This window comes from Niveispirillum sp. SYP-B3756, assembly GCF_009495745.1.
GTDB lineage: Bacteria > Pseudomonadota > Alphaproteobacteria > Azospirillales > Azospirillaceae > Niveispirillum.
Window position 1 is genome coordinate 1 of sequence record NZ_WIDQ01000014.1, and the last position, 17,369, is coordinate 17,369.

Consider the following 17,369-nt stretch of genomic DNA (forward strand, 5'->3'; position numbering starts at 1 on the left):
CACAGATGATATGGGTCACGCTAACCTGCCTTGTACGTGCGATGGACGATCTGTCGACTGTTCGGTCGTACGTGACAGCGGCGGCGGTCCCTATGCTCATGCCCGGCTGTAACCGGAGGGATGACGGAAGCCGTCCGCCGCGCAAGGGGTCCGGTGGCCACCGGACCCCTTGCATCACCAGTTCGCCACAAAACTGGCGACACCGTCCAGATACAAGGGAACGCAAAATCTCCCTGGATTGATCACGATCAAGGGAGATTGATATTATTCATACGTCTATATGGAAGCCAAGCGGCCGACGCTGCACCGATGACGGCGGAAGACGACGTACTGAAGAGCGTTTCCAGTCAGCGTGGAGTTGCTTCAAGCCATTGGGGCGATGCCATGTTCCATCGCCCAGATGGCCGCCTGGGTCCGATTGCTGGCGTTGATCTTTCGCATGGCATTCTTGAAATGCATTTTCACAGTGGATTCCGTAATCACCAAACGACGGGCGATGGCTTTGTTGGAATGCCCACTGAGAACACAGGCCAGAATTTGCATTTCGCGTGGTGACAGATCGGCATTGCTCCCGGTCCCGCTCTGTTCGTTGGCGGTTACACTGGTGCTTTGTCCCAGAATTTGCGCTGCGGCAGCGGGATAGATCGCCTGTCCCTGCAGGACAAGGCGCACGGCTCGTAACACCGCGTTGAATGATGCGCCTTTGGAGACATGGCCATGCGCGCCCACCGCCAGACTCCGCGCCAACGCTTCCTGGCTCAGATCGGAACTGAGAACCAGCAGCCGGACTTCCGGCAGATGCTCGCGGAGGCGCTGTAAGGCGTGGCTTTCTGCATTCAAGTTGAAGCCAACCGGGTCCGTAATGATCATCGCGGGCTCAAAACCGCCCTCCAGCACTTCCAGTGCGGCTTCGATCGATGGCACAGGCGGTTCCACCTCCAGGCCTTTTTCTTCCAGCAGGGCTGCTAGGGCGGCACTGAACAGCTGGTCATGATCCACCAGCATGATAAGGCTGTTATTCATTGTAATCTCCACAATAATTCTCTTATGGCGAGCTGAAATGAGAATGGTGATCCGTTCTGGGGGTGCGCATGTTATGATCTCTCTCTGATTTCAGCGGCTTGCATTTCAAAAGATTGCATTTTAAGAAAAATTGGATAATAAGTCTGGAAACCTATGTATTTAAGAATAAAAATTACATTGAAATTAGATATATTTTCAAAATTTTATGCATTTTCTAAAAGATGATATCAGATTTTACCGCCGCTGCCATAAGATGGTTGCGATGAGACTTAAACCATATGAATATGTTTGTGCCATATGGTGGTGATCAAAGGGAATTCAAAAGGAGATCCCGATGTCAATGGCCCTACGTCGGGGAATCCCGTTTCGTGTTGTCTTGGGCGAAAACGCTGCAACTGCACAGGCCAGGCCTGTGGAGCGGGAGGTTGCCGAGGCAACGGTGACGTCAGAGATCGCCATCACAGCCAGGCGCCGTCGGGGCTTTCTTGTGGTGGATCCACAGGCGCTGGTGCGCCATGGTTTGGCGCTCACTCTGTCATCCCTTCACGAAGGGGCGCAGACTTGGCAATGTGGCTCCCCAGCGGAAGCCTATCGCCTGCTGGAGCAGGGGAATGTCGCCCCCGATCTGGTATTGCTGGATGCCGATGGGTTTGCGAATGACCGCATGACCGAGGTGGTGGATTTTCTGGCGGCGCTATCCGGGATTCCAGCCATTGTGATGGCGGGGGCGTTCTCGCCGGCAGAGGCACGCACTTTCCTTTCTGCTGGCGCTGTGTGCTGCCTGCTGAAAAGTGATCCCAGCGGCGTGTTGGCGGAGGCTGTTGCGTTGGCCCTCTGTGGAGAGGGCTATGTGCAGCTCCCCTATCCGCTGGTGGCGCAGTCCTCACCGATCCAGCAGCCCGATGGCGGGTTGGATCGGGCGGCCGTGGCGCGGTTGACCAACCGCCAGCGTGACATTTTTCGCCTGCTGCTTCAGGGGTGTTCCAACAAAGAAATCGCGCGGCAATTAGGCGTTCTGGAAGGGACCGTCAAGGTCCATGTCCGCGCTATGATGCAGAAGCTCGGCGCACGCAACCGGACCCAGATCGCCATTCTGGCCGCTCGTTGCGGCATCAGTGCGGATTGACAATTTTTGGTGGGGAGCCTTGATGCCGGTGGCATAAAGGCCCGGTCCCGTTCGGCACCGAGCCTTTTTGATTATAATCTTCTTGTTGGAATTTCCGCTGGCCTTAATCGAACAAGGCGTCGATGTCGGCCTGGGAAACCTTCTCTTTCTCACCCGCCGGACCATGCAGGTCCAGGCCGGCATCCTGGCGCGCCAGATTGGGCGGCAGGGGCAAGGCCTCCAACTCTTTCTGGTTCCAGACAGAGATCATGCCTTCGATGCGCTTCTCGATGAAGGACAGGGCCTGCACCACCTTGGTGATGCGCTGGCCGGTCAAATCCTGAAAGTTACATGCCTCAAAAATCCGCAGGGTCAGATCATTGAGATCCCTCAGACGGCTATTCTGATAGCCTTCCGGCAACTGGGCCCGAACCTCATTGACAATATCTTCAATTTCCTCGGTGGAGGCCATGATCTGGTTGGTGGCCTCCTCCGTGGCGCGCACCACGGCCCCCAGCTGCTCACTGGCTTCCTGGAACTTGTCTTCCTTGGACAGCGGGTGACGCAGGGCCGCCATCTCCACCTTGGTGGCCTGGATGCGCCCGGCAATATCGGCAATCTCGATCTGGATTTTTTCAATCTGGGTATGGTCGACCGACAGGAAACGATCCAGCTTGTTTCCCAGAGCTGAAATGGCGGCCAATACCTCGTCATTGTCCAGTTCGACATTGATGGGCGGCGGCAATGCAGCGGGTTGAGTACCGTTCGACGCTGGCGGCTCGGCCTGGCCGTTGCGCTTGGCACGCTGAATTTCGGCCATAAACGGCCGGTGACGCAACTGCACCATCAAATCCCCCGCTGGAAACGCTGCTACACCCCCCCTCCTGAGAAGAACTCTTTCGGGGATGGCGGCGGCTACTGTGAACGAAGCGTCTTGCCGCCGCAAGGTCGCACGGTAGACCAAAAGGTTCGGTCTCATTCGAAATGGCGTACCACGGGAACCGTTACTATTCGATGTCGTTCCAGAAGCAGGAACCGGGCGCAAACCAGCCCGGCTCCCCTTCATCAAGGATGCGAACCATGTTTCATCACCAATTGCGCGATCATCTTCCACAGTCGAATCTGGGGGCGACGGAACGGATATTGACCGCTCTCGCCGGTGGCCTTCTGCTGACCGCAGCGGTACGCCGCGGCAGCATTCTGACGGGCATCGCCGGTGGTGTGCTGGCAGCACGCGGTCTCACCGGCTATTGCCCCGTTTATGGTTTGCTGGGGGATCGCAAACAGGTGCCGGCAGCCGACGGTGGCAGCCGGGATGCGGATAATGGGGGGGCGGACGAGGTGAACCGCGCGGCCGAGCAATCCTTCCCGGCCAGCGATCCGCCTTCCTTCAATCCGGGCATCGCCTGACGCCCTTGCTCACCGGCCCGGCTGGCCGGTTTCGTCACGAATCCAGTGGCAGGCGGTGCCACCCTGCACTGCCCCCATCCCCTGGTGCAACGCGGGCAGCAATTCCGTCAGCGCCTCCTCCGTCTGCCAGGGGGGATTGACGATGATCAGGCCGGAACCGTTCAGCCGGTCGCTGCGATCATCATCGGCCCAGCTGAGGTTTGCTGCCAGCAGCTTCGGGATGCCGGTATCCTCCAGCATCTGGTGGAAGCGCCACATGGTGGCGCGATCCTTGATCGGGTACCAGAGCAGATAGATGCCGGTTGCCCAGCGGCGATGGGCCAGCGCCAGGGCGGCCACCATCCGTTCATATTCGTCCGGCGCCTCGAATGGCGGGTCGATCACCACCAGTCCGCGCCGCTCCTTGGGCGGCAGATGCGCCTTCAAGGCCAGCCATCCATCCATATGATGGACGGCCACCTGGGTTTCCTGGCGGAAATGGCCCCGCAGGGTTTCGACATCTTCGGCATGGAGCTCTGCCAGCACCAGCCGGTCACCCGGCCGCATCAGACCACGCGCCAGGGCAGGGGAGCCGGGATAAGACCGAATCATGCCATCGGCCGGCAGCGCGCCGCCATTGAGACGGGCCAGCTGTGTCAGATAGGGGGCGGCCGCAGCGGGAAGGGCAGGGGCAGTGGCCAGCAGGCGACGGATACCACGAACTGCCTCGCCCGTGCGCTGGGCAGCCTCTCCGTCCAGATCATAGAGACCGATGCCGGCATGGCTATCCAGCACGAAGAAGGGCGCCGGCTTGCTGCACAGGCGATCCAGCAGATAGGCCAGGACCGCATGTTTCATCACATCGGCCTGATTGCCGGCATGAAAAGCGTGGCGATAATTCATCTTAACCCATCTTGGTCAATAGCTGCGGGGCGGGTGCCGGTGTCTGTCCCAGCCGCGCCTCCCGCACGGTGATATAGATGCCGCTGGCCACCACGATCAGGGCACCCAGCATGACGCGGGAATCCGGCACCTCCCCCCAGATCAGGAAGCCATAGCTGGTGGCCCACAGCATGGCGCTGTAATCAAAAGGTGCAATTACCGCCACTGGCGCCCCGCGATAGGCGGTCGTCAGCAGCAGCTGGGCCACCCCACCGACCAGACCGATGGCGACCAGCACCAGGGCATCATGCCCGGTCGGCAGGCGGAAATCGCCACCGGCCAGCAGGGGGCCGTAGAAGCAGCCTGTCAGCATGAAATAGAACACGATGGTGGAACTGCGTTCGGTGGCCGACAGCCGGCGCACCGAAATCATGGCGCAGGCGGCCAGGGCAGCGCTGGCCAGAGCGAAGGCACAGCCCAGCGCCGTTTCACCCCCGGCGGCAATCTGGCGCAACAGCTCACCATCGGGGCGCACCATGATCAGCACGCCGGTGAAACCCGTGATCAGGGCCAGCGCGCGGCGCCAGCGCACCTTCTCCCCCAGGATCAGCACGCCCAGCGTGGTGGTCCAGAGCGGGGCGGTGAAGGCAAAGGCGGCGGCATTGGCCAGCGGCAGCAGGCTGATGGCCGTGAAGCCGCAGGTCATGGAGACGACGCCGATGATGCTGCGCAGCACATGCCCCCAGGGCCGCTCGGTGCGCAGGGTGGCAAGGCCACCTGCCCGCCAGATCACTGGTAACAGGATCACCATGGCGAACAGCGCGCGGAAAAAGACGATCTCTCCCAGCGGATAATGCCCGGCCAGCGATTTGATCATCGCGTTCATGGTGGAAAACAGGGCAACCGCGCCGATCATCGCCAGGATGGCGCGGCCGGTACTGCCAGCCGGCGGCAGAAGAGAGACAGGCATTTTCACGAAGGCCGTACTGTTACGGAACGCGCCGCAGCCTGCGCCAATCCGCCACGGCGCACCAGCCCGGGGCACACATGGCAGGCATGGGGGCAGGCATGGGGGGAACCCCCGCCGGGATCAGTCGCTGGTCTTCTCCAGCAGCCAATTCATCTTGCTGTCGCCGAAGCGGCAATAGCCCAGCTGTTCCAACCGGCTCAGCACATCCTGCTTCCAGGATGTCTCCGACCGTTCGATGATCATCAGCCGTGGATGCAGGCTGGTCGGCGCGCTGTCAAAGAAGGGGAGCAGGGCCTGGTCCTCCGCCCCCTCAATATCAATCTTCAGCAGATCGATGCTGTGGATGCCCAGTTCGTTCAGCACAGCCAGCAGGGGGCGGACCTGCACCGGGGTGGCGTCCCCGCCATGTTCATGCACCAAGCTGGAACCGCCAAGATTGCTGTCATCCAGATGCAATCCCATCACCCCTTCACAAGCGCCCACGGCGCATTCGACATGGGTGATGGTGGCATCGGTGCGGTTGAGCGACAGGTTCATGCGCAGCCGGCGCACCGCCTCCGGCCCCGGCTCAAAGGCGATGATACGCCCGGCGGGGCCCAGCGTGCGGGCTGCGTTCAGGGTGTAAAGCCCGATATTGGCGCCGATATCCACAAAGGTGCCGTCTCGTGGCAGCCGGCTGGCCAGCAGGGCCATTTCTTCCGGATCGAAGAATTGCGGCATGAACAGGAATTTACGCTCGCCGACATTATCCCCCGGATAAAGCCGGAGATTGATGCCGCGGACAGCGACATCGAACACCGGTCCATGGATCAGCATGGCCAGTCGGCGCAGCCACAGGGCGGCCCGCCGCCCCACCGGGGTGACCGGGCGGGACTGGCAGAATCCGATCAAAGCCCGCACCAGACTGTTGGGGGCATGGAAACCGAACTGTGTTGCTGTCTCGGGCTGCAAGGCCTTGTTGCTCCGCATCAATCGGGATGTTTGCCCCATCATCGGTGCCTTGGCGCGGTTATGCCATAAGCCGATGGTGCGTTGCGATGGGAATAAGGGTGAAACCGTGACGGATAAGGTCGTTTTGCCATGGCATCGCCGTTGACAAGGGGCAGCCCACCATGTGCAATTCCTGCCTCTCGGGGCCTTTCCGGCTCCAGGAACCGGGTGGCCCCGTGGCGCGGGGCCGCTCCCACTTCATTGGGGGTCGTTGATGAAAATGAAGCAGGTGCTGGGCGTCATCGGCATGGTGGCCGCTATCGCCGTGGGCCATACCGCCATGGCCCAGGAAAAGAAGGTCAACGTCTATAACTGGGCCGACTATATCGGTGAAACCACCCTGGACGACTTTACCAAGGCGACCGGGATCAAGACCCAGTATGATGTCTTCACCGACCTGGAAACGCTGGAATCGAAGCTGCTGGTCGGCAAGTCCGGCTATGACGTCATTGTCCCAACGGCGGAACCGACCCTGCGCAAGCTGATCCAGGCAAAGGCAGTGCAGAAGCTGGACAAGTCCAAGATCCCCAATCTGAAGAATCTGGACCCGGCCCTGATGAAGCTGGTGGAAACCACCGATCCGGGCAATGAATATGGCGTGATCTATGAATGGGGCTCCATCGGTATCGGCTATAATGTCGAAAAGCTGAAGGAAATCCTGCCCAACACCCCGGTTGACAGCTGGGATGTTGTCTTCAAGCCGGAAAATGCCAAGAAGCTGGCCGCCTGTGGCATCGTCTTCCTGGACAGCCAGACGGACATTCTGCCCACCGTACTGAAGTCACAGGGGCTGGACCCCAATTCCGATAAGTCGGAAGATTTGAAGAAGGCGGAGGAAGCCATGCTTGCCATCCGCCCCTATATCAAGACCTTCGTGCCCTCGGTGATCGACCCGCTGGCGTCTGGCGATGCCTGTGTGGCGGTCGGCTATTCCGGTGACGTGTTCCAGGCCAAGGCCCGGGCCGAAAAGGCAAAGGCCAAGCACACGATCGACTATGCCATCCCCAAGGAAGGCGCACAGGTCTGGTTCGATATAGCCGCCATTCCGGCCGGTGCCAATATGGAAACCGCCTCGGCCTTCATCAACTTCGTGCTGGAGCCGAAGGTGATGGCCGGCATCAGCGACTATGTCGCCTATGCTAATGCGGTGCCAACCTCCTGGCCGCTGATGAACAAGGAAATCACCAGCAATCCGGTGATCTTCCCGCCGCCGGAGGTGATGGCCAAGTTCTTCACTGTGAAGCAACTGCCGCAGAAGGCTGAGCGCGAACGCACCCGCGCCTGGACCAAGATCAAAACCGGTCGCTGATCTTTCCGATCTGTTTTAAAAAATTAAAGGCACCGGCGGGGAACTGCCGGTGCCTTTTCTGTCTGGGAAGTTGTCGGTACCGATCAGCCGGTCACCGACACCCGTCGAGCAGGGCCGATTATTGCGGATTATCGTAATCGGGAATGTCCGGCATCTGGGTCATGTCGGCCTTGCCGTCACGAATCCAGCCGTCGCGCCGCTGGCGATACAGGGAACGCATGGAAGCGTAATAATCGAAGCTGTTCCGTTTCACATCATCCAGCGCATCAAGATATTCCGACCGCGTGTCCACGGCATACAGGCCGGCGCGCGTATAGCTGATCCAGGTGCGATCCGTGTTGGACGCATAGTTGGAAATGGGGTCAGCGAAGAACTCCCCCGCAGTACCAAAGGCATCGCGCACGCTGGAGGAGCCCAGCACCGGCAAGACCAGATAAGGCCCTTCCGGAACGCCCCAGACGGCAAATGTCTGATCCAGGCTCTCATACTCGTAGGGAATGCCTTTTTCCGCAGCGACATCAATCAGCCCCGCCAGCCCGACGGTGGAATTGATGACGAACCGCTTGATCACATTGGCAGCCCCCGGCACGTCGCCCTGCAGCAGCTGGTTGGCCAGATCAAGCGGGGAGCGCAGGTTGCGCAGTACATTGCGGATGCCGGTCCGGGCGGGGTCGGGCAGGACAGCGCGGTAAACCTTTGCTGTGGGGCGCAGCAATATAGTGTCCACGCCCTCGTTGAACCAGAAAACCCCCCGGTTCATCGGCTCCAGCGGATCATTGGTACTGTCTTCCTGCGCCTGGCGGGCTGATCGATCCTGCGCGCCAGCCCCGGTGGCTGTCACCGTGCAGAGCAGGGCAGCCGCCAGCAGCGCGGCAATGCCGCGGCGGCGTATCGGAGTGGCTGGCAGATGGCGGGCCATGTCTTACCCTATCGAACAATGGGATGAAGTCAGAATGGCGCATAGCGCACCAGCCGGCTTGGATAAAGCACACATTTAGGCCGAGGTGCGTTGCGGCAAAGTGATAATAGTCACAGACGCTGGCGGATGGTGGCGCCCTTTTGGATAGGCTTCACGCATAGGTGGCTTTCACCCTCGCCATATCCATGGCAGGCATGATCGGGTGCGCGGCCATCGCGGGGCTTTTGCCTTCCTGACCGATTGCTCCCGCGCCCTCCCTCTGGTATGAGCGCCCATCACCGTTGGCATCGTGGCCCGCGAAGGCGGTATCCTATGCCTATGGTTCTTTGATTTGACCAACGGGTATCTTTGCACCCGTAAGCATCCGGATCCCTGCGCTATGCTTCGTCCCACGCCATCGTTCCATGCCCTGCCGTCCCGTCTGGCGGAATTCGCCACGGTGGCGGAGGCGATTGCTTATGCGGCGCAGGGTGAAACAGGGCTGAATTTCTATTCCGGCAAGGGGGAGCTGACCGAAGCCTTGCCTTACGCCCAGCTTTATACCCAGGCGCTGGACCTGGCGCGCCGGATGCTGGCGAAGGGTTTGGTGAAGGGGGACCGGGTGGCCATCATCGCTGAAAGCGATGGCGATTTCATGCGGGCCTTTGCGGCCTGTCAGTTCGCTGGTCTGGTGCCGGCACCGCTGCCGCTGCCGGCGGCCTTTGGCGGCAAGGATGCCTATATCGACCATATCCGCCGCATGATCCAGGGGGCGGATGCCGGCGCCGCCCTGTCCCCGGCCAATCTGGAAGAATGGCTGCGCGCCGCCACCGACGGGCTGGGCCTGAAGGTGGTGGGCACATTGGCCCGGTTCGCCGATGTTGATGGCAGCGGCGTCACGCTGCCGACCGTCACCCCGGACGATCTCTGCTATCTGCAATTCTCCAGCGGCAGCACCCGCTTCCCCTTGGGCGTGGCGGTCACCCAGCGCGCCCTGATGGCCAATGCCCAGGCCATCATGGCCCATGGGCTGAAGATCACGGCCAAGGATCGCTGCATTTCCTGGCTGCCGCTCTACCATGATTTGGGGCTGGTCGGTTTTCTGCTGACCCCGCTGGTCTGCCAGATTTCCATCGATTATCTGCCGACACGCGAGTTCGCGCGTCGGCCGCTGCTCTGGCTGCAGCTCATCAGCCGCAATGGCGGCACCCTCTCCTACAGCCCCAGCTTCGGCTATGAGTTGGCGGCCCGGCGGGCAGAGACCGCCTCGACCGAGGGGCTGGACCTGTCCAACTGGCGCGGTGCCGGCATTGGCGGCGACATGGTGCGCCCGCGCGTGATGCGCAAATTTGCTGAGATGTTCGCCCCGCGCGGCTTCCGCGCCCAAGCCTTCGTGCCCTCCTATGGGATGGCGGAAGCGTCGCTGGCCCTGTCCTTCGCGCCGCTGGATACCGGTGTCGTGACCGATCTGGTCGATCTGGACCGGCTGGAGAATGACGCGGTGGCGGTGGCCCCGAATGCGGACAGCGTGCGCACCCGTGAATTCGTGCTCAATGGTCCGCCGCTGCCCCTGCATGAGCTGGAAATCCGCGACCCGAATGGCACCGTGCTGCCGGAAAAGCGGGTGGGCCGGGTCTTCGCCCGCGGCCCGTCGCTGATGCAGGGATATTTCAACCGACCGGAGGAGACGGCAGCTGTGTTCTCCGCCGATGGCTGGCTGGATACCGGCGATCTGGGCTATCTCTGCGACGGACAGATTGTCATCACCGGCCGGGCCAAGGATCTGATCCTGGTCAATGGCCGCAATATCTGGCCGCAGGATTTGGAATGGTCGGCCGAACATGCCGTACCCTCGCTGCGCAGCGGCGATGTGGTTGCCTTCTCCGTCGATAGTGACGCGGGCGAGGTGGTGACGGTGCTGGTGCAGTGCCGCCCCGCCCAGGCGGAAGCCCGTGCCGCCCTGGCGGCAGAGGTAACGGGCGTTCTGCGCTCGGCCCATGGGCTGGAGGTGAAGGTGGTGCTGGTCCCGACCCATTCCCTGCCGCAGACCTCCTCCGGCAAGTTGAGCCGAACCAAGGCCCGACAGATGTATCTGGCTGGAGAGTTTGGGCCGCAGGCCGCCTGATATGGCGGGGGATCGGCCTGTCGTCGCTGTTACCGGGGGGACCGGCTTTCTCGGGCGCCATCTGGTGGCATCCCTCTGGCGGGCCGGATATCAGCCTCGACTGCTGGTGCGGCAAGACCCGGCCCATCCGCTGCTGGAGGGGATACATCCGCAGCTGGTGCCAGGCGATCTGGGGGACGAGAAGGCTCTGACCCGGCTGGTGACAGGGGCGGCGGCGGTCATTCACGCCGGTGGCCTGATCAAGGCCGTCAGTCGGGAAGCTTTCTTCGCTGTCAATGAGGGCGGATCGGCGCGGCTGGGGCGGACATTGGCCCGCCATGCCCCGCAGGCCCGTTTTTTGGTGATTTCCAGCCAGGCCGCGCGGGCACCGACGCTTTCCGATTATGCCGCCAGCAAGCGGGCAGGGGAGGATGCGGCAATTGCCGCCTATGGCGGTGCGGATTGGCTCGTCATTCGTCCTCCGGCAATCTATGGCCCCTGGGACCGGGAAACCCTGTCCCTGTTCAAGGCTGCCGCCGGCCCCGTGGTGCCGGTGCTGGGGGGAAAGGCGGCGCGTATCGCCATGCTGCATGTCAGTGACGCCGCTGCCGCGATCACCGCCCTGGTGCGCCCCGGCGTGAAGGGGCGCTGCTACACCCTGTGCGATGGCCATCATGCGGGCTATGGCTGGGATGAACTGCTGGATTATGCGGCGGCAGCGGTGGGGCACCGGGCATTAAGGCTACGGGTGCCGCCCGGCTTGTTGTCGCTGCTGGGGGGGCTTTCCGGCTTCCAGGCCCGGCTGACTGGCCGGCCCGCCATGTTGACGCAGGGAAAGGTGAGAGAAATCCTTCATCCTGATTGGACAGTGGCCGCAGCAGATATGCCGGATTCGGGCCTGTGGCGTCCCAATATCAGTTTAGCTGAAGGTTTCCATGCCACGGCGGGTTGGTATCGTTCTCGCGGTTGGATATAGTTAACGGGCGGTTTGGCGCGACAAGGTGTTGCGGAATTACCCAGTGCTGTGTCTTCTGTCACTGCAATGGCATTGCGATGATGGTTTGTTCTTGCATCCATGGGCGTTGCATTTACCTTACGGGATCGTGACGCTTTTCTGATTGCGCAGGGGGGCACCTGGGTGGTCAGCTGGCACAACCATGACAGCGCCGCGTCACCGCGATGGCTGTTGTTTTGAGACTCTGGGGCGACTTTTATGACTGCTGATCTCAACGAAATCGTTGAAGAAATAATATCTGCCCTGGGGTCAACCCTACCCACGCCGGTCACCATCACGACGGACACCAACATCACACGCGATCTCGGCCTTGATTCCCTGGCCGTGATGGATTTTGTGATGGTGCTCGAAGATAAGTTCGACGTCTCGATCCCGCTGGAGCGGATTGCCGAGGTCGAAACCATTGGCGACCTGGCCAGGACCATTCAGGATCTCCGGGGGCGCGCCTGAGTCATGACCATTCTCGCCAAATACACCCAACTGCGTGAATCGTATCACAAAATGGCCGCCATCGGCCGGGATCCGTTCTCGGTTCAGTTTGATGGTATCCTGTCCCCGACGGAGGGGATGCTGAACGGTCGCCGCACCATTCTGCTGGGCACCAATAATTACCTGGGCCTGACCTTCGACCAGAGCTGCATCGACAAGGGTGTCGAAGCGCTGGTGGAGCAGGGGACAGGTACCACGGGCTCCCGCATTGCCAACGGTTCCTATACCGGCCATGGCGATCTGGAAAAGGCCCTGGCTGATTTCTATGGACGCCAGCATTGCATGGTGTTCACCACCGGCTATCAGGCCAATCTGGGCATCATCTCCACCCTGGTGGGCAAGGATGATATCCTGGTCATTGATGGCGACAGCCATGCCAGCATCTATGATGCGGCCAAGATGACGACGGGTCAGGTTGTGCGCTTCCGCCACAACGATCCGGATGATCTGTATAAGCGCCTGCGCCGGCTGTCCGATCATCCCGGCAACAAGCTGGTGGTGGTGGAAGGTATCTATTCCATGCTGGGTGACACGGCACCTCTGAAGGAATTCGCCCAGGTGAAGCGGGAGAGCGGTGCTTTCCTGCTGGTGGACGAGGCCCATTCCATGGGCGTGCTGGGGGAGACCGGGCGCGGTCTGGCAGAAGAAGTGGGGGTTGAGGCGGACGTTGATTTCATCGTCGGCACCTTCTCCAAGAGCCTGGGTGCCGTCGGCGGCTTCTGCGTTTCCGACCTGCCGGACTTTGACATTCTGCGGGTGGCCTGCCGCCCCTATATGTTCACCGCTTCGCTGCCGCCCTCGGTCATCGCCACCTCGTTGCAGGCCTTGAAGCGCCTGCGGGAGGAACCGGGCCTGCGTCTGCGGCTGAATTCAAATTCCCGCCGGCTGTATGAAGGTCTGCGCAATCTGGGCTTCCAGGTCGGTCCGGTGGCAAACCCCATCGTCGCCGTGGCCCTGCCGACCAAGGAACTGGCCATCGCCTTCTGGAATGGTCTGCTGGAAGCGGGGCTCTATCTCAATCTGGCGCTGCCGCCGGCCACGCCCAACAGCCTGGCCCTGCTGCGCACCAGCGTCAGTGCGGCGCATACACCGCAGCAGATTGATACGGCGATTGAGCTGTTTGCCCAGGTTGGCCGCCGGCTGGGCGTGTTGCCCAGCATGGTGCAGGCCGCTGAATAACGGCCACATTCTGGTTGGAAAGTAAAAAAGGCGGTGCTACGGGCACCGCCTTTTTTATGGCCGGCTGGCACTGCAGCGCCTCCCGTACTGCTGAAGCGATCAATACCGGCGGGTTGGCGTTGATCGGCACCGGTATCCGCAGCAAAAAAGACCAAGTTCCTCCTGTCGGCATCCGGCATAATCCAGCGTCCTTGGAAGCGACAAGAACGAGGGAGGCTGTGCCGTGCTGTACGCCATTCTTTGCTACGATAATGAGGATGTGGTCGGCTCCTGGAGCAAGGAGGAGGACGATGCCGTCATCGGCAAGCTTTCGGTGGTGACGGAGAAATTGGCCCATGCCGGGCGGCTGGGGCCCGTCTTCCGCCTGTTGCCGACCACGGCGGCTACCACGGTGCGCAAGGGCCGGGAAGCGCTGGTGCTGGATGGCCCGTTCGCGGAGACCAAAGAGCAGTTGCTGGGCGTCTATATTGTCGATTGCGAAGGGCTGGAAGAGGCGGTGGAAACCGCCCAGGAACTGGCCCGCGCCAGCAGCACGAACGGCTGCTATGAGCTGCGGCCGCTGTCGCTGTTCATGCCGGGGGCGGTTGCCGGGCCATGAATGCCGAACCGCCCGATCCCACCTGGATCGACCGCACCCTGGTCTGTGCCCGGCCGCAGGTGGTGGGTGCCTTGCTGCGCTATTTCCGCGACCTGGAAAAGGCGGAGGAAGCCTTTCAGGAAGCGTGCCTGCGGGCTCTGGGGCACTGGCCGCGCAACGGCCCGCCGCGTGACCCGGTGGCCTGGCTGATCATGGTGGGCCGCAATGTCACGCTGGACCATGTGCGCCGCCAGGCCCGCCAACAGCCTTTGCCGGACGAGGCTTTGCTGTCGGAACTGGAGGATGCGGAAACCCCGCTGGCCGACCGGCTGGACAATGCCGATTACCGGGATGATGTGCTGCGCCTGCTGTTCATCTGCTGCCATCCGGACTTGCCGGCCACGCAGCAGATTGCCTTGGCCCTGCGCATTGTCTGCGGCCTCTCGGTCAGCCAGATCGCCCGCGCCTTCCTGGTGACCGACAGCGCCATGGAACAGCGCATCACCCGTGCCAAGGGCCGCATCGGGGGCGGTGATGCGCCATTTGAGACGCCGGGGCCGGTGGAACGGGCGGAACGGCTGGAGAGCGTGGCGGCCATGCTCTATCTGCTGTTCAACGAGGGCTATTCTGCCAGCGGGGAACAGGTGCGCGACCGGGCGCCTCTGTGTGACGAGGCGATCCGGCTGACCCGGCTGCTGCTGCGCCTGTTCCCGGCCGAGCCGGAGATCATGGGGTTGTTGTCGTTGATGCTGCTGCAACATGCCCGCCAGAAGGCGCGGTTCGATGCCGATGGCGGCATCATCCTGTTGGAGGCGCAGGACAGGCGCTTATGGAACCGTACCATGATCACCGAGGGCACGGCCCTGATCGACAAGGCGGTGCGCCATCGCCGGCGCGGTCCCTATCAGTTTCAGGCGGCCATTGCCGCCCTTCATGCCCGCGCATCAAATCCGCAGGATACGGATTGGCGACAGATTGAACTGCTTTACCGCGGTTTGGAACAAATCCAGCCGTCCCCGGTGGTGACGCTGAACCGGGCGGTGGCCTTATCCAAGGTGGCGGGGCCGGCGGCGGCGCTGGAGCTGATCGATCCGCTGGCCGACCGTCTGGACGGATATTTCCATTATCACGGGGTGCGGGGTGCCTTTCTGATGCAGATGGATCGGCGGGGGGAGGCGCGTGTCGCCTTTGACCGCGCCATTGCCCGTGCCCGGACCCCGGCAGAGGCGGCGCAAATCCGCCAATATCTGGACCAACTGGCCAATCCCTGAAAATTATTTATCGCCGCTGTCGGCAGGCCATCCAACCCACCGTCCTTGGGACGAGCCCCCGAGGGCAGGGGGCCGCGACGGAGGAATGATCAATGAGTGAGCAGAATAATCCACCCAAGAACCCGCCGGTACGCGGGGGTGTGATCGCGCATATCGTGACCAGCGATGCCAGTGCGGCGGCCGATTTCTATAAGCGCGCCTTCGCCGCGGAGGAGGTGGCGCGGATGCCTGCACAGGATGGCAAGCGACTGATGCATTGCCATCTGTACATCAATGGCGGCTCTTTGTTGCTGTGCGATGCCTTCCCTGAATTTGGCCATCCGCTACAGCCGCCACAGAGCTTCACGCTGCATATCCATGTCGCTGATGATGTCGATGGCTGGTGGAACCGGGCAGTTGCCGCCGGGGCCGAAGTGGTCATGCCGCTGGAAAATCAGTTCTGGGGCGACCGCTATGGCCAGTTGCGCGACCCGTTCGGTGTCAATTGGTCGGTGGTATCGTCAGGGACATGATACCCGCCGCCAGGGCGGGGCTGGGATGCGGGACCGTTTGGTGGATTGACAGTTTACCGACGGTCCCGCATATCTAATTCACCTATGAATGAAGATTTGCTCGGCTCCGCATATGCGGACCACACCGCCAACGCCCCCGTCGGGTCCGTGGCGGACCATCGGGAAGATATTGGGACCACCACGTCCAAGGTTATTCCCCTAAACCGATATTCTGACTTCGGTTCGCGCTGGCCGGTTCCCGGTCGTGGCGAAGTGCTGGTTGTGCCCCTGGGTGGTTTGGGTCGCATCGGCATGAACTGGACCCTTTATGGCCATGATGGGGCCTGGTTGCTGGTGGATGCCGGCATCAGCTTCCCCGATGAAGGGCATGAGGGCGTGGACGCCATCGTTCCCGACCCCACCTTCCTGGCACCGATCCGCGATCGGCTATTGGGCCTGATCGTCACCCACGCGCATGAAGACCATATCGGCGCTATCGACCGGTTATGGCCCTTCGCGCTGAACGTGCCGATTTGGGCGACGCCCTTTGCCATGGGCATGATCTCCCGCCGGCTGGAAGAGCAGGACAATCTGGATGCCGTGACCCGGCATGTGTTCAATGTCGGTTCCAGCTTCAAGGTTGGCCCCTTCGGCATCGATACGGTGCGGCTGACCCACTCCATCCCCGAACCCGTGGCGCTGGCCATCCATACCGGGGCTGGCACGGTGCTGCATACCGGCGACTGGAAGTTCGATCCAGATCCGATGATCGGCCAGCCGACCGACAAGGAAAAGCTGCGTCGCCTGGGTGATGCCGGCGTGCTGGCCATGCTGTGCGACAGCACCAATGCCCACAAGGACATGCCGATCACGTCGGAGGCGCAGGTCCGCGCCGCCTTTGCCCGGTTGTTTGCCACCCGCAAGGGGCAGATTGCCATCTGCTGCTTTGCCACCAATGTGGCCCGTGTGGCCTCTGCCGCCGTAACCGGTGTGGCCGCTGGCCGCAAGGTGGCGCTGGCCGGGCGGTCCATGCGCAATTCCGAAGCCGTGGCCCGTTCCCTGGGCTTGCTGGATGGCGTGCCGGACTTCCTGGCCGAACCCGCCCATCTGAAGGGGCTGGGCAAGGGCGAGGTGGCGCTGGTCTGCACCGGCGGGCAGGGGGAAGAGCGCGCAGCACTGGCCCGGCTGGCCCGTGGTGACCGTCGTTTCCCCTCCTTTGGTGCGGGCGACACGGTGGTTCTCTCTGCCCGCATCATCCCCGGCAATGAGGAGGCGGTGGAAAAGGTCGTCTCCAAGCTGCGGCACCGCGGGGTGGAAATCCTGATGGGCACGGACCTGCTGAACGGCCTGCCGCTGCATGTCTCCGGCCATCCGGGGGCCAATGAGCTGCGGGAACTGTATGAACTGGTCCGCCCGCGCTTTGCCCTGCCGGTGCATGGTACGGAAATGCATCTGACGGCCCATGCCCGTCTGGCCCGTGGGGCCGGCGTGGAAGCGGCACTGGTGACGGAAGAGGCGGAACTGATCCGCCTGACCCCCGCCGGTGCCCGCGTGCTGGGCCGTGTCGATGCCCCGCTGCTGCATCTGGAAGCGGATGAAAATGGTGACCGGGTGCCGTACAGGCCCCGAATGGCACTGGGTTAAAGAAAAGGGGGCCGATTTTGGCCCCCTTTTTTT

The 17,369-nt window shown here is 61.9% G+C and carries 17 protein-coding genes; 11 read left to right on the forward strand and 6 right to left on the reverse strand.

The genetic code is table 11. The features are described from left to right. Positions 1-363 precede the first annotated feature (363 nt). Complete coding sequence (locus tag GE253_RS20035) at positions 364-1,023, reverse strand: response regulator transcription factor (RefSeq protein WP_153205925.1); 660 nt, start codon at positions 1,021-1,023, stop codon at positions 364-366. 487 nt (positions 1,024-1,510) lie between these two features. On the opposite strand from GE253_RS20035, the gene GE253_RS26700 reads away from it, so the two are divergent. Next, positions 1,511-2,149 (forward strand): response regulator transcription factor, encoded by a 639-nt coding sequence (locus tag GE253_RS26700; protein ID WP_173012749.1) that lies wholly within the window; start codon positions 1,511-1,513, stop codon positions 2,147-2,149. A gap of 103 nt (positions 2,150-2,252) precedes the next feature. On the opposite strand, the gene GE253_RS20045 is transcribed toward GE253_RS26700, so the two are convergent. Beyond that, the gene (locus tag GE253_RS20045; RefSeq protein ID WP_153205927.1) at positions 2,253-2,975 is read right to left on the reverse strand and encodes a protein phosphatase CheZ; all 723 of its coding nucleotides are present in this window, start codon (positions 2,973-2,975) and stop codon (positions 2,253-2,255) included. Between the two features lie 233 nt (positions 2,976-3,208). On the opposite strand from GE253_RS20045, the gene GE253_RS20050 reads away from it, so the two are divergent. Next, entirely contained in the window at positions 3,209-3,538 is a 330-nt protein-coding gene (locus GE253_RS20050; protein ID WP_173012750.1) for a DUF2892 domain-containing protein, read from the forward strand. Between the two features lie 9 nt (positions 3,539-3,547). On the opposite strand, the gene rlmJ is transcribed toward GE253_RS20050, so the two are convergent. From rlmJ to GE253_RS20065, 3 genes are all read right to left on the reverse strand, one after another. Further along, positions 3,548-4,420, reverse strand: a complete 873-nt coding sequence (gene rlmJ / locus GE253_RS20055; protein WP_153205929.1) for a 23S rRNA (adenine(2030)-N(6))-methyltransferase RlmJ — start codon at positions 4,418-4,420, stop codon at positions 3,548-3,550. A 1-nt stretch (position 4,421) separates the two neighbouring features. Continuing rightward, positions 4,422-5,369, reverse strand: coding sequence for a DMT family transporter (locus GE253_RS20060; RefSeq protein WP_153205930.1), 948 nt, complete (start codon positions 5,367-5,369; stop codon positions 4,422-4,424). A gap of 120 nt (positions 5,370-5,489) precedes the next feature. Further along, positions 5,490-6,338 carry an FkbM family methyltransferase gene (locus GE253_RS20065; RefSeq protein ID WP_173012751.1) on the reverse strand — a complete coding sequence of 283 codons (849 nt, stop codon included), beginning with the start codon at positions 6,336-6,338 and terminating at the stop codon, positions 5,490-5,492. A 235-nt stretch (positions 6,339-6,573) separates the two neighbouring features. Between GE253_RS20065 and GE253_RS20070 the strand changes: the two genes are divergently transcribed. Continuing rightward, positions 6,574-7,668: a polyamine ABC transporter substrate-binding protein gene (locus tag GE253_RS20070; protein WP_153205932.1), complete on the forward strand. Its 1,095-nt coding sequence runs from the start codon at positions 6,574-6,576 to the stop codon at positions 7,666-7,668. 118 nt (positions 7,669-7,786) lie between these two features. Here the strand turns inward: GE253_RS20070 and GE253_RS20075 are convergent, their stop codons facing one another. Further along, positions 7,787-8,587 (reverse strand): VacJ family lipoprotein, encoded by an 801-nt coding sequence (locus GE253_RS20075; RefSeq protein ID WP_153205933.1) that lies wholly within the window; start codon positions 8,585-8,587, stop codon positions 7,787-7,789. Between the two features lie 379 nt (positions 8,588-8,966). On the opposite strand from GE253_RS20075, the gene GE253_RS20080 reads away from it, so the two are divergent. The 8 genes from GE253_RS20080 to GE253_RS20115 all read left to right on the forward strand — a co-directional run bounded on the left by GE253_RS20080 (position 8,967) and on the right by GE253_RS20115 (position 17,336). After that, entirely contained in the window at positions 8,967-10,691 is a 1,725-nt protein-coding gene (locus GE253_RS20080; RefSeq protein ID WP_153205934.1) for a fatty acyl-AMP ligase, read from the forward strand. Position 10,692: 1 nt separating this feature from the next. Next, positions 10,693-11,646 (forward strand): NAD-dependent epimerase/dehydratase family protein, encoded by a 954-nt coding sequence (locus GE253_RS20085; RefSeq protein ID WP_153205935.1) that lies wholly within the window; start codon positions 10,693-10,695, stop codon positions 11,644-11,646. Between the two features lie 237 nt (positions 11,647-11,883). Beyond that, positions 11,884-12,135 carry an acyl carrier protein gene (locus tag GE253_RS20090; RefSeq protein ID WP_153205936.1) on the forward strand — a complete coding sequence of 84 codons (252 nt, stop codon included), beginning with the start codon at positions 11,884-11,886 and terminating at the stop codon, positions 12,133-12,135. A 3-nt stretch (positions 12,136-12,138) separates the two neighbouring features. After that, on the forward strand, positions 12,139-13,353 hold the full coding sequence (locus GE253_RS20095) for a pyridoxal phosphate-dependent aminotransferase family protein (RefSeq protein ID WP_153205937.1): 1,215 nt from the start codon (positions 12,139-12,141) through the stop codon (positions 13,351-13,353). A 223-nt stretch (positions 13,354-13,576) separates the two neighbouring features. Beyond that, entirely contained in the window at positions 13,577-13,951 is a 375-nt protein-coding gene (locus tag GE253_RS20100; RefSeq protein WP_211101528.1) for a YciI family protein, read from the forward strand. Continuing rightward, positions 13,948-15,201, forward strand: a complete 1,254-nt coding sequence (locus GE253_RS20105; protein ID WP_153205938.1) for an RNA polymerase sigma factor — start codon at positions 13,948-13,950, stop codon at positions 15,199-15,201. The genes GE253_RS20100 and GE253_RS20105 overlap by 4 nt, the downstream gene beginning before the upstream one ends. Positions 15,202-15,293: 92 nt before the next feature. Further along, on the forward strand, positions 15,294-15,713 hold the full coding sequence (locus GE253_RS20110; RefSeq protein WP_153205939.1) for a VOC family protein: 420 nt from the start codon (positions 15,294-15,296) through the stop codon (positions 15,711-15,713). A gap of 252 nt (positions 15,714-15,965) precedes the next feature. Next, positions 15,966-17,336: a ribonuclease J gene (locus tag GE253_RS20115; protein WP_211101529.1), complete on the forward strand. Its 1,371-nt coding sequence runs from the start codon at positions 15,966-15,968 to the stop codon at positions 17,334-17,336. Positions 17,337-17,369: the final 33 nt, after the last annotated feature.